Consider the following 11,920-nt stretch of genomic DNA (forward strand, 5'->3'; position numbering starts at 1 on the left):
AGGCGGACGAGCGCCCCGCCCCCGGCCAGGGGTGAGGCACCGCGGCACGACGGGGCGCTCGTCCGCCTCGGTCCGGCGTCCTTCGACGCGCGTACGAGCGCCCTCAGGACCCTGGGTCCTGTGGCGGTCGGCGGACTGCGGCTGGATGTGTGGCGCGCGCCCACGGACAACGACAACGGCGCACCCTGGCAGCCCGAGGAACGGTTCGGCCTGATCTGGCGGAACCTCGGCCTGCACCGCATGCGGGAACGGCCGGACGGTGTGGAGCTGACGGACGACTCCCTGGTGGTGAGGACCCGGGTGGCTCCGGCCGCCACGGACCTGGGGCTGTTCACGACATACACCTGGACGGCGTCGGGAAGCAGGGTGCGGCTGGCCGTCGAGGTGACACCCGACGGCGAGTGGGCCTGCCCGCTGCCCCGGCTGGGCATCCGCTTCGGGCTGCCGTCCTCGTACGACCGGGCGCACTGGTTCGGCGGCGGACCCGGCGAGGCGTACCCGGACACCCGGGCCGCCTCGATGCTGGGGCGCTGGCGGTCCGGCGTGGACGAACTGCAGACGCCGTACGTGCGGCCGCAGGAGAACGGCGCACGGGCGGACGTCCGGTGGGTGGAACTCGGTGACATGAGGATCGAGGGCGAGCCGGCGTTCTGGTTCAGTGCGCGCCGGTGGACCAGCGAGCAACTGGACGCGGCCGAGCACACCACGGACCTGGTGCCCGGTGACACGGTGTGGGTGAACCTCGACCACGCCCAGCACGGCATCGGCTCGCAGTCCTGCGGGCCGGGCGTCCTGCCGCGGTACCGGCTGGACGTCGCGCCCGCCGCGTTCTCCTTCACCTTCTCCGTCGTGGAGAGCCGGTGAGGGGCTTCGGTCGGTGACGGGCATCAGCCTGTGACGGGCCGGACCGCCGGGGCGCGGTCGTCCGCCCGCCCCAGCGGGGTGGCCGGCCGGGCGGGGCTGTCCACCGGGGCACGGTTACCCGCCGAGGCACGGTCACCCACCGAAGCACGGCTGCCCACCGAAGCGGGGTTGTCCGCCCCAGCGGGGCTGCCCACCGAAGCGGGGTTGTCCGCCCCAGCGGGGCTGCCCACCGAAGCGGGGTTGTCCGCCCCAGCGGGGCTGTCCACCTGGCACGGATACCCGCCGAGGCGCGGTCACCCGCCGAAGCACGGCTGCCCACCGAGGCGCGGTCACCCATCGAAGCACGGCTGCCCACCGAGGCACGGTCACCCACCGAGGCGGGGTGGCCGGCCGGGTCAGGAGCGCCCTGCGGCCGTCAGCCGTCCGGTGGCCGCCGGACGAGGTGACCGCCGGGCATCCGGTCACCGCCGGGCACCGGTGGGCCGTCAGGCGGCGCCGCCCTTGACGAGCAGCCCGTCCAGTTCGGCCAGTTCGTCCTCGCCGAACGGCGGCACGTCGAGGGCGCCCAGGTTCTGGTCGAGCTGCTCGGTGCTCCCGGCGCCGACGAGCACCGAGGTGACCCGGTCGTCGCGCAGCACCCAGGCCAGCGCGAGCTGGGCCAGGGTCAGGCCGCGCCCGCGCGCGAAGGCGTCGAGCGCGCGCAGCAGCGCGACCTTGCCGTCGTCGAGCGCCTCGGCCTTGAGGAAGTGTCCTATGGCGGCCCGCGAGTCGGCGGGTATGCCGTGCAGGTAACGGTCCGTGAGCTGGCCCTGGGCCAGCGGTGAGAAGGCGATGACACCTGCGCCGGCCTCCGCGGAGGCGGCGATCAGCCCGTTCTTCTCGATGGTGCGGTCCAGCATGTTGTAGGCGTGCTGGTTGATCAGCAGCGGTGTGCCGAGTTCCCTGAGGATCCCGGCGGCCTCGGTCATCTTCTCCGGCGGGTAGTTGGACAGTCCGACGTAGAGCGCCTTGCCCTGCCGGACCGCCGAGTCGAGCGCCCCCATGGTCTCTTCGAGCGGGGTGTCGGGGTCGTAGCGGTGCGAGTAGAACAGGTCGACGTAGTCGAGGCCCATGCGTGCGAGCGACTGGTCGAGGCTGGCGAGCAGGTACTTGCGCGAGCCGAGGTCGCCGTAGGGACCGGGCCACATGTCGTAGCCGGCCTTGCTGGAGATGAACAGCTCGTCGCGGTACGGGCGGAAGTCCTGGGCGAGCAGCGTGCCGAAGTTGGACTCGGCGGAGCCGTAGGGCGGTCCGTAGTTGTTGGCGAGGTCGAAGTGCACCACGCCCCGGTCGAAGGCGCGGCGCAGCACGGCGCGCTGGTTCTCCAGGGGCGTGGTGTCACCGAACCGGTGCCACAGGCCGAGCGAGACCTTGGGCAGCAGTACTCCGCTGCGGCCGCAGCGCTTGTACTGCATCCCGTCGTAGCGGTCTTGGGCGGCGAGGTAGGGCATCGTTCTCTCTCTCGTATGGGTGGTGCTGCCGGTGCGGGCGGCCCAGTGGTTGTTGTGCTCCAGTGTCGCGGGCCGTGCGCGTCAGGCCGTCCGGCGCCATTGCTGGTTGGTGCCCGAGGTGCAGGTGTACTGGGCGACGGTGCCCATGTTCGCGGTCGATTCGTCGAGCACGTCGAGGCATTTTCCGCTGTGCCTGGCGACGAGGCGTACGTATCCGCCGCCCGCGTCCTGCACCTGCCACCGCTGGTGCGCGCCCGTGCCGCAGGTCTGCTGTTCCACGGCCGCGGCGTCGGCGCCGGAGGCTTCGCGGATCCCGAGGCAGAGAGAGCTGTGGCGCGTCATCAGCCGGACGTCCCCGTTACCGGCGTCCTTGAACCAGACCTTCTGGTTCCCGCCCCCGTTGCAGGTGTACTGCACCACGGCGACGCCCGCCGTGAGCGACTGGTTGGGCACGTCCAGGCACTTGCCGCTGTGCCGTGCGGTCAGCGACTCGTAGGGGCCGCCCTGGCCGGTGACCGTACCGGCGGCCGCGTCGACGACGATCTCCGGGTACCAGTCCATGGTCATGCTGGTGGCGCTGGGGAAGCCGAGCGGCAGCCATACGTACCGGGAGTCGTTGACGGTGCCGCCGAAGGAGTTGCCCCAGCGGTCGCCGAGGTAGAGGTAGGAGGTGGCGCCGGCGCCCTGCACGGGCAGGACGTAGGTGGTCTGCGAGCCGTACCCCGTGGAGTCGCCCACGTTGCGCATGGCGGACCAGGGCCCTGCCGGGCTGGCGGCGGTGGCGTACTGCTGCTGGTTCGGGCTCCAGCCGGTGGCGCCAGACGTCAGCATGAAGTACACGTCGCCTCGCTTGAACAGCGCAGGCGCCTCGCGGTGGCCTCCCGGCCAGGGGTTGGCGACGAGGCTGTCGATGCCCGTGTAGTCGGCGGTGAGCCGGTAGATGTGCAGGTCGTAGTTCTCCCGGGCGGCGGAGATCATGTAGCCGGTGCCGTCGGTGTCCTTGAAGACGGTGATGTCCCGGGACATGTGCTGCCCCAGCGGCCGGAAGCTGCCCCGCCAGGCGTAGTCGCCGTCCACGGTGGCCGAGACGGCAACGGCGGCCCGTGCCTCGCCGTAGTCGGAGCCGTTCTCCTTGTGCATCCACATCACGAACTGCCCTGTGGCGCTGTTGTACATGACCTTGGGGCGTTCGATATTGGCGACGGCCAGTTCGGGGTCCGTGGCCTGGGTGAGGACGTGGTTGCGGAACTCCCAGTTCTTCAGATCGGCCGAGCGGTACGCCGAGACGTGGCGGAAGGTGTTGTCGGCGTTGCGGTTCTCGCCGAACCAGTAGTAGTAGGCGCCCACTTTGATGATCCCGCCGCCGTGGGCGTGGACGGGGCTGCCCGAAGTGTCGGCGAACCGGGTTCCGTTGGTGATCGTCACGGGCGCGGCATGGGCGGCGGGCGCCGGCAGCAGGACGGCGGCGAGCGCGAGGCACACGGCGGACAGGACCCCGGCGAGTTTCCGGATCCGTCTCCGAGGGGAGAGCGCGGCATGCATGGCTGAAGCGTTGCGGATCATGCGGAGGGTCCCTTCCTCACGCTCGGTGGCCATGTGGGCTCCTGGCCGCAACTGAGGGATTTTGTTCGAAGTTTAGGCCTCCTGAAGCCTTTCGAGAGCATCCGTGCAGGCACGTCTTCCACCCGGATCCGCGTCACTGTTTGACGCCTGCCTGGACGTCGGCGGCCACGGCAGCAGTCCTGCTTCACTTCTGCTGCCGTGACGCTTTGTCAGACTTTCGCCGCGAAAGCCAAGAAGTGCGCCCAGCTGTCCGGGCCCACGGAGAAGGGGACCTGTGTCACGTCCTTGGAGTCCCGTACGTGGACGGCCTGCTCAGTGACGGCGACTTCAACGCAGTCGTCGCCCTGGGCACTGCTGTAGCTGGACTTGAACCAGTCGAGTTCGGGCGTGCTCATAGCGCTCCTCTCGTCCGCTCCAGCAGGCTCATGGAATCCTTCGGAGAGAGTGCCTGCGAGCGCAGTCTCGCATAGCGCATGTGGATCCTGCTCACCGCTTTCGGGTCCGCGATCATTCGGACGGCCGCCCGGGCTTCCCTGAAGCCATGCCCGCGCCCGACTACGCCCTCGTGAGCATCGTCGACGCGACCGCGGACGAGGCGGCCGTGTTCGCCCGGTGGCTGCGCGACTCGTACGTCCCCTCACCGGCGAGCGTGCGCTTCCCGAGCAGCTTCGCCATCGGGAACGGCGACGAGAGGCCTTGGCCCCTCCCTGCGACAGTCGATGCCACGCACATCGAGGCGGGGATGCGGGACCAGTTGGCGGCCCCCGGAGGCCAATGACGGGCGCCCGGCGGGCACGGACGGAGTACGCGGAAGGTCCGCCTTCAGTCGACTCCCCGCAGGTAGACGCGGCTGTTGCTGTCGTCCAGCCTGTGCACCGCGACGACCAGCGAGTTCAAGTCACCGCCGCACGGGGCGCAGACCTGCCCTTCCCGGACGTCCGGCAGCGACTCGGGTTCGGGCAGCCCGAGATGGGAGAAGGGGGTCATGGGCTTGGCGGGGTTCTCGCGGGGCTTGTCGCGTTCCCTCAGCTCTCTTTCGGGCTTGAGCTGTTCCACGAAGGCGTCCGTCTCCGAGGTGGGGAGGGTGAAGGCCAGGAGCAGCCCGTCGTCCTGGAACCCGTTCTGACGTGCTGCACGGGGGTCCGTTGCCTTGGCCGGGAGCTCGATGTCCATCTGCCGGCTGACGGTGGCGGGTGTGGCCTTGTCGTCCCATTGCGGAACGCTCCCCGTCCGGTCGGCCGCGCCGGACCCGGCGGCCGAGCAGGCGGCGAGGGCCGGTCCGATCAGGCAGATGAGCGCCGTCGCACCGAGGGTCGGCATGGCGCGTTTCTGGTGGGACCGATGGTGTGTCTGCGTCATCGGGCGTCCCCGTTGCGCCCGGGGTCGGTGCGCGTTCCGTCGCGTCCCGGGTCCACGGGTTCGGGAAGTGCGCCGCTGGAACTGAGGTCGTGGTGTTGCACCGATCCGCTGCCTCGCATGTCGAACTCTCGGGCCAGACCAGTGGTGTGAAGCCGCGCCATGTCGGCGTCGGTCACCTCGGTCGGACCGATGGGGGTCGTCTTGCCTGGGTCCCAGTTGTACCGGTCCCACACGTTCACCTGGTAGTCGAGACTGACCCGGGGCTCACCGTTCTCGCCCGGGACGACGGTGACGACGCCCGTTGTGTTCGTCATGCCACTGCCGACTGCCAAATACCAGTTGCGGTCGGTGTGGGTGTAGCTCTGGGGCGGGGTTTCCACCGGGATGGACACGGGTCTGCCCCCCGATTCCTCGAACGCCTCGAGCGCCTGCCGGCGCCACCTCTCTTGCTCGTCCGCGATGGCGTAATCCGCGCTCTGCCTGAGTGTCTCGTCGTCCGTCAGCATCCGGTCCACGTCCAGGTCCACCGGGGTGCCGAGCCCTTGGAGGTAGTGATCCATGTGAGCCGCCGCATCGGTGTTGCCCACGAAGTCGCCCGCGTTGGCCATCGCCGTGGCCTGCGCCTGGATCCAGTGGTCGTGTGCGCCGGGAGACTCGATGTCGTACGCGCCCGCCCCTCGGTCCGCAGCCATGCGCTTCGACTGAGGCGCGAGGATTCCGGCAGCGAGGAGATCGTCCTTGTGCTGCGCCCACATCTCACCGCGCGCCTGCGGGCTCAGCGACTGCCACAGCCGGCGCAGCTCGGCCCGCTGGTTGTCGTTCGCGTCCTCGCCGAGCGAGGCGAGCTTCATGGCGCGCGGCAACTGGTCCTCGTCGAGCGAGGTGTACGAGGCATGGCCGGCGTTGTGCGGGTCGCCGCCATGGGACTTCCGGAGGGCCCGGGTGGCCGCGGCGTCGATCTCGGCGGCGTGGGCGACCAGGCCGGTGAGGGTGTCGGCGTACCACTGCATCCTGTCCTTGGTGCGCTGCGCCGTTCCCTTCACGTCGCACACCGCCTCCATCACCTTCACCGTCCCCTTCTCACCGTCCATCACCAGCAGGCCGGGGTCGGGCTCGGGGCTTCGGTCCGGATCCCCTCTGCGTGCCTCCTCGGCCAGCTGCTTCGCCCGCTTCTGGATCTGCGAGAGCTCGGTGTACGCGTCGGCGAGTACGTTGTGAATGCTCTGCGCCTCCGCGTGGAGGTCCCCGAACTCCTTGGCGGTACTGCGCACGAAGTCCCTTGTGACAGTGGCGTTGACACCCTGCCAGCGGGCCCCCTCGGACTTCTCCAGGAGGCCGTCCCTGACCTCGGTCTGCAGCTTGGCGAGCCGGCCGGCCATCGTCTTCCAGTCGGTGACCGCGGTGTCCAGCCTGGTGAGGTCCAGTGCCATGAGATCGGAATAGGTGAATGTGCCCACAGGTAGTCGCGCCCCCTGCTCACTTCACGTACTTGGAGATCTCGGAAACAGGCATGGAGGTCCCGTCCCGGCCGCGCATGGTGGCCGCGATCGCCGCGTCCTCGCCAGCGTGCAGCTTCTTCGAGTAGTCCAGGTGGTTCGAGATGTGTGCGCACATCTGCAGGACGGTCTTGACCTGCGAGTCCCACACCGACAGCGTGGTGTACAGCTCGCCACCCATGGTCAGGTTGCGGGCCGAGAATTCCTTGGCGGCCCGCGCGGTCGAACCCTCCCCGTTCTTGTCGGCACCCGCAGCCACCATGTCGGCGGTCTTGTGCAGCTCGGCATGCATCAGGAACGCCTCATGGCCGACCGCCCCGAGGTCGTCCTGAGTGACGACGAGGTCCGGACCGGCCGCGCCGCCGGACCCACCGGATCCCGGTTCGAGCTGATTGAGCCGCATCCCAGTGGACTGCCGCTGCCTGGCCTCCGAGACCAGCTGCGCCCATTCCTCGTCGAACGTCAACGTCCCTCCCCCGCTCCGATCGGCAACGTCACGTGCAACGTTAGCAACCGGCGGGACTGCAAACAGAGTTCCTATGCCGCCGCCCAGCGCTCCCGTGGCTCTTCACAGCCGTACACCGGGAACGGAACGCCGACCGCCCCGAGCGGCCGAACGCTGACGCGGCGTAGCCGGCGTGACCGCGTCGGGGAAGACCGGCAGCCGCGGAACCCCCTCGCGCAGGACGGGTTCTCGCGGAACGGGCCGGGCCGGACACGTCCAGGCGGCAGTCGGACCCACCCCGCGCCCGGTCGGATAGCGTCGGTCGTGCGCACCCGCACCACGGAGGGCCCATGACCAGCGCGACCACATTCACCGAGGCCCTGAGCGGTGGCACGCTCGTACTCGACGGCGGCCTGTCGAACCAGCTCGCCTCCGCCGGGCACGATCTGAGCGACGAACTGTGGTCGGCGCGGCTGCTGGCCGAACAGCCCGAAGCGATCACGGACGCACACCTGGCCTACTTCGAGGCGGGCGCCGACGTGGCGATCACCGCGAGCTACCAGGCCACCTTCGAGGGCTTCGCCCGGCGCGGCATCGGCCGCGACCGCGCAGCCGGACTGCTCGCGCTCAGCGTGGAACTGGCTCGCGAGGCCGCCGGACGCGCAGGGGCCGGGGGCGTCACCGGGCCACTGTGGGTGGCCGCGTCCGCCGGCCCCTACGGGGCGATGCTGGCGGACGGCTCGGAGTACCGCGGCCGGTACGGGCTGAGCGTCGGCGAACTGGAGCGCTTCCACCGGCCCCGCCTGGAGGTGCTGGCCTCCGCGGCCCCCGACGTGTTCGCCCTGGAGACCGTCCCGGACACCGACGAGGCCGAGGCCCTGCTGCGCGCGGTGCGCGGACTCGGGATGCCCGCCTGGCTCTCGTACAGCGTCGCCGGGGACCGGACCCGGGCAGGTCAGCCGCTCGAGGAGGCCTTCGCCCTCGCGGCGGACGCGGACGAGATCGTCGCGGTCGGCATCAACTGCTGCGTCCCCGGTGACGCGGACCGCGCGGTGGAGATCGCGGCCCGCGTCACCGGCAAGCCCGTCGTCGTCTACCCGAACAGCGGCGAGACCTGGGACGCCGGGGCGCGCGCGTGGAAGGGCCGGGCCGGTTTCGACCCGGAACGGGTGCGGGCCTGGCAGCGGTCGGGCGCCCGGCTGATCGGCGGCTGCTGCCGCGTCGGCCCGGACTCGATCCGGGAGCTCGCCGCCCGGCTGGGCTGAGCCGCCGGCCCTCGGACGGGCATGACCGGGGTACGGGTGGCCGGGGACGCGGGCCGGACGGCCGGTCGGGGTGCCCGTCGGGCAGGACGGCCGGACAGGGCGCCCGGGGCTCCGGCCGGAGGGTCGGAGGGCGTCACCCTGACAGACCGGCGACGGCGCGGGCAACGCCGCCCGGGGCTCCTCGGCGGGGTCACGGTGGTCACCGTGCCGGCCCGCCGCCGCTCGGACGGCGCCGCGGTCACGCTGACCGCGGTGCCCTACCACCTGTGGGCGAACCGGGAGGACGCGGCGATGCGGGTGTGGATCCCCCGCGAGTGACCCGCCGGGGCTCAGTGCTCCCAGCGGGCCGCCCAGCGCAGCCCGCCCAGCAGGTGGGCGCGGAAGACCGGGTCGGCGTACGCCTCACGGGTGTGGCCGAGCGCCGTGTAGAAGACCCGGCCCGCGCCCTGTTCCCGGCACCAGACGAGCGGGTGGTCCTCGCCCGTGCCACCGCCCTCGTAGGACGCCTCGTCGGCGCGGGCGAGGACCCGCACCGCGCCGCGCCGCGGACCGGACCGGAAGTCGTACCACTCGTCGGTGAACTCCCATGCGGCGCCGAGGTGCCTGGTCGCGGGGTGGTCCGGGTCCTCGACCAGGACCCGGCCCGGCTGGAGGTCGGGGTGCCGGTCGAACCGGGCGCCGAGGAGGTCCCCGTAGTACGGCCAGTCGTACTCCGTGCAGGCGGCGGCATGCACTCCGGTGAAGCCGCCGCCGTCCTCCATGTACGCCTCCAGGGCCGCGCGTGCGCTGTCGGTGAGGACGTCGCCGCTGGTGGAGAGGAAGACCACGGCGGCGCATGCGTCGAACCCCTTTTCGAGGACCGCCGGGTCCTCGGTCGCCTCCACCGCGAAACCGTGCCCGGCGCCGAGTTCCCGGAACGCCTCGATGCCGTCGGGGATGGAGTCGTGACGGTAGGCGGTGGTGCGGGTGTAGACGAGGACGCGGGGCTGCGGCATGGACTCACTTCCGGACGGGTCGGCGGGTCGGCGGGTCGGCGGGCGAGGGTGCGGACGGCCGGCCCAGCCCCGCGTGGCCCTCGCCCTGGCCATCCGTCGCCCTGCTCAGGCCATGCGGAAACCGGTTGTCACTCTCTGCCGGACGGCGGCCCGGGTCAAGACAGCGCCCCGCCAACGGCTCCGGGAGGCGCCCGCGGGTGCCCCGATGTCGTGCCCGGCGGGCCGCCGCACCGGCGCGGGGCTTGGCCCCGCGCCCGTCCGGCCCGAGACTGACCCGATGACGCAGCGCGTGGATCTTTCGACCGTGATGGACCGGATCGCCATCGACTCCCTGATCACGGGGTACGCGGTGGCCGTGGACGACGCCGCATGGGCGGACTACGAGGCCCTGTTCACCGCCGGAGGCCGGGCCGACTACCGGACGGCGGGCGGCATCGAGGGCACGGCGGCCGAGGTGGCAGGGTGGCTCGCCGGGACGATGAGGCTCTTCCCGGTGCGCCAGCACCTGATCGTCAACCGGCGGCTGCGGCTGCCCACCCGGGACGGGGAAGCCGGGGACACGGCCGAACTGCAGGCCGACTACGTCAACCCGATGCGGCTCGGAGGTGCCGACGGCCCCGACGGCACCGGTGGCGCGGGGGCGCCACCGGAGGCCAACTTCTTCTCCGGCGGCCGCTACGCCTTCGGCCTGAGCCGCACCGAGGACGGCTGGCGACTGCGCGAGGTCGTCGTGCACGAGAAGTGGCGGCATGTGGCGCCGGGGGTTTCCGCAAGGTCCTGAGGGGTCACTCTCAGGGCCGAGGCACACTGTCCCGGGCCCGGCCCCGGGCCCACACTGGAAGCACACGGCCCGCCGGGCCGGCGAGGAGGCGCGTGATGCGAGGGCCGACCGGCCGTTCCGAGCGGCTGCTGTCCTCCGCGGTGCTGCGCGGAACCGCCCGTCCGCGGCGTTCCCCGTGGTGGCGCGGGGCGGCAGCGGTGACGGCCGGCGCGCTGCCCGCGCTCGCCTTCCCCGAGCCGGCGTGGTGGTGGTTCGCGTACGTCGCGCTGGTGCCGTGGATCCTTCTCATACGGTCGGCGCCCACTCCCCGGCGCGCGGTGCTGGACGGCTGGCTGGGCGGTCTGGGCTTCATGTTCGCCGTGCATCACTGGCTGCTGCCGAACCTGCACGTGTTCACGCTCCTGATCGCCGCGCTCCTGGGACTGTTCTGGGCTCCGTGGGGCTGGCTGGTTCACAGGACACTCGGCGGGGTCCCGGGCGCCGGCAGGGTGTGCGCCGCGCTGGTGGCGGTGCCGTCGGGCTGGCTGATGATCGAGCTGGTGCGGTCCTGGGAAGGGCTGGGCGGGCCCTGGGGGCTGCTCGGGTCCAGTCAGTGGCAGGTGACCCCGGCCCTGCGGCTCGCCTCGGTCGGCGGGGTGTGGCTGGTCACCCTGCTCGTGGTGGCCGTGAACACGGCCCTCGCCGTCCTGGTCGCGGTCGAGTCGTCGCGCACGCCGGCAGTCGTAAGTCTCGTCCTGTGCGCGATGGCGGCCGGGTCCGTCTGGGCCTGGGCTCCGCTGCCGGAACGCACCGGCACGGCCCGGATCGCGGTGGTGCAGCCGGGCGTGGTCGACGGGCCCGACGTACGGTTCGCGCGCAGCGAGGAACTGACGCGGGAACTGGCGGGGCAGGACGTGGACCTGGTGGTGTGGGGCGAGAGCAGCGTCGGCTACGACCTCGCGGACCGTCCGGAGCTCGCCGCGCGGCTCGCTTCGCTGTCCCGTGCCCTGGACGCGGAGATCCTGGTCAATGTGGACGCCCGCCGCTCCGACCGGCCGGGGATCTACAAGAGTTCGGTGCTGGTCGGCCCGCAGGGCCCGACCGGTGACCGCTACGACAAGATGCGCCTGGTGCCGTTCGGGGAGTACATACCGGCGCGTTCCGTGCTGGGTTGGGCGACCTCGGTGGGCGAGGCGGCGGGCGAGGACCGCAGGCGCGGCGAGAGCCCCGTCGTGATGTCCCTGCCCGGCGATCCCGGGCTGCGGATCGGCCCGCTGGTCTGCTTCGAGTCCGCCTTCCCCGACATGAGCCGCCACCTGACGCGCGAGGGCGCCCAGGTGCTGATCGCCCAGTCCGCGACCTCGACGTTCCAGGGCAGTTGGGCTCCCGAGCAGCACGCCTCGCTCGCGGCCGTGCGCGCCGCCGAGTCCTGGCGCCCGTTCGTGCACGCCACGCTGACCGGGGTCAGCGCCTTGCACGGGCCGCGCGGCGAACAGGTCGGCGAACGGCTGGGCACCGACAGCAGTGCCTCCGCGGTGTACGAGATCCCGCTGGCGAGCGGTGTCAGCCCCTACGCGCGGCTCGGCGACTGGCCGGTGTACGCGGCCCTCGCGGTCCTCGCCGTCCTCCTCGCCGCCGACGCCGCCCGCTTCCTGCGTCACCGCCGCAGCCCCGCCCCGCCCT

The 11,920-nt window shown here is 71.8% G+C and carries 13 protein-coding genes and 1 pseudogene; 6 read left to right on the forward strand and 8 right to left on the reverse strand.

Features of this window, described 5'->3' with window-relative positions; translation table 11 throughout:
• Nucleotides 1-864, forward strand: an 864-nt coding sequence (locus tag GUY61_RS26345) for a beta-galactosidase small subunit (protein ID WP_243766762.1), incomplete at its 5' end; no start/stop codon positions are given.
• Nucleotides 865-1,349: 485 nt separating this feature from the next.
• Here GUY61_RS26345 and GUY61_RS26350 read toward each other — a convergent pair.
• The 4 genes and pseudogenes from GUY61_RS26350 to GUY61_RS40500 form a co-directional block, all read right to left on the reverse strand.
• Complete coding sequence (locus tag GUY61_RS26350; protein WP_166632734.1) at nt 1,350-2,354, reverse strand: aldo/keto reductase; 1,005 nt, start codon at nt 2,352-2,354, stop codon at nt 1,350-1,352.
• Between the two features lie 81 nt (nt 2,355-2,435).
• Nucleotides 2,436-3,866, reverse strand: coding sequence for an RICIN domain-containing protein (locus GUY61_RS26355; protein ID WP_166632744.1), 1,431 nt, complete (start codon nt 3,864-3,866; stop codon nt 2,436-2,438).
• A gap of 260 nt (nt 3,867-4,126) precedes the next feature.
• On the reverse strand, nt 4,127-4,312 hold the full coding sequence (locus tag GUY61_RS26360) for a DUF397 domain-containing protein (RefSeq protein ID WP_166632735.1): 186 nt from the start codon (nt 4,310-4,312) through the stop codon (nt 4,127-4,129).
• Nucleotides 4,309-4,446, reverse strand: a pseudogene (locus tag GUY61_RS40500) (Scr1 family TA system antitoxin-like transcriptional regulator); the annotation flags it as partial. The pseudogene GUY61_RS40500 and the gene GUY61_RS26360, both read right to left, overlap by 4 nt.
• A 12-nt stretch (nt 4,447-4,458) precedes the next feature.
• On the opposite strand from GUY61_RS40500, the gene GUY61_RS26365 reads away from it, so the two are divergent.
• Nucleotides 4,459-4,695: a hypothetical protein gene (locus GUY61_RS26365; RefSeq protein ID WP_166632736.1), complete on the forward strand. Its 237-nt coding sequence runs from the start codon at nt 4,459-4,461 to the stop codon at nt 4,693-4,695.
• Between the two features lie 44 nt (nt 4,696-4,739).
• Here the strand turns inward: GUY61_RS26365 and GUY61_RS26370 are convergent, their stop codons facing one another.
• From GUY61_RS26370 to GUY61_RS26380, 3 genes are read right to left on the reverse strand one after another with little or no spacing between them, the layout of a single operon-like run.
• The gene (locus GUY61_RS26370; protein ID WP_166632737.1) at nt 4,740-5,276 is read right to left on the reverse strand and encodes a hypothetical protein; all 537 of its coding nucleotides are present in this window, start codon (nt 5,274-5,276) and stop codon (nt 4,740-4,742) included.
• The gene (locus GUY61_RS26375; protein WP_208106488.1) at nt 5,273-6,706 is read right to left on the reverse strand and encodes a hypothetical protein; all 1,434 of its coding nucleotides are present in this window, start codon (nt 6,704-6,706) and stop codon (nt 5,273-5,275) included. Before GUY61_RS26375 ends, GUY61_RS26370 begins: the two co-directional genes overlap by 4 nt.
• A gap of 46 nt (nt 6,707-6,752) precedes the next feature.
• Nucleotides 6,753-7,238 (reverse strand): hypothetical protein, encoded by a 486-nt coding sequence (locus GUY61_RS26380; protein ID WP_166632739.1) that lies wholly within the window; start codon nt 7,236-7,238, stop codon nt 6,753-6,755.
• Between the two features lie 329 nt (nt 7,239-7,567).
• Between GUY61_RS26380 and mmuM the strand changes: the two genes are divergently transcribed.
• Nucleotides 7,568-8,482, forward strand: coding sequence for a homocysteine S-methyltransferase (mmuM, locus tag GUY61_RS26385; RefSeq protein WP_166632740.1), 915 nt, complete (start codon nt 7,568-7,570; stop codon nt 8,480-8,482).
• A 204-nt stretch (nt 8,483-8,686) separates the two neighbouring features.
• Nucleotides 8,687-8,800, forward strand: coding sequence for a hypothetical protein (locus GUY61_RS41940; protein WP_398956953.1), 114 nt, complete (start codon nt 8,687-8,689; stop codon nt 8,798-8,800).
• A gap of 11 nt (nt 8,801-8,811) precedes the next feature.
• Here the strand turns inward: GUY61_RS41940 and GUY61_RS26390 are convergent, their stop codons facing one another.
• Nucleotides 8,812-9,477 carry a ThuA domain-containing protein gene (locus tag GUY61_RS26390; RefSeq protein WP_166632741.1) on the reverse strand — a complete coding sequence of 222 codons (666 nt, stop codon included), beginning with the start codon at nt 9,475-9,477 and terminating at the stop codon, nt 8,812-8,814.
• 277 nt (nt 9,478-9,754) lie between these two features.
• On the opposite strand from GUY61_RS26390, the gene GUY61_RS26395 reads away from it, so the two are divergent.
• Both GUY61_RS26395 and lnt read left to right on the forward strand, forming a co-directional pair.
• Nucleotides 9,755-10,258: a nuclear transport factor 2 family protein gene (locus tag GUY61_RS26395; protein ID WP_166632742.1), complete on the forward strand. Its 504-nt coding sequence runs from the start codon at nt 9,755-9,757 to the stop codon at nt 10,256-10,258.
• 95 nt (nt 10,259-10,353) lie between these two features.
• Nucleotides 10,354-11,920: apolipoprotein N-acyltransferase (gene lnt / locus GUY61_RS26400; protein ID WP_166632743.1), on the forward strand; the 1,567-nt coding region annotated here is incomplete at its 3' end.

Source organism: Streptomyces sp. GC420 (assembly GCF_009916105.1).
GTDB lineage: Bacteria > Actinomycetota > Actinomycetes > Streptomycetales > Streptomycetaceae > Streptomyces.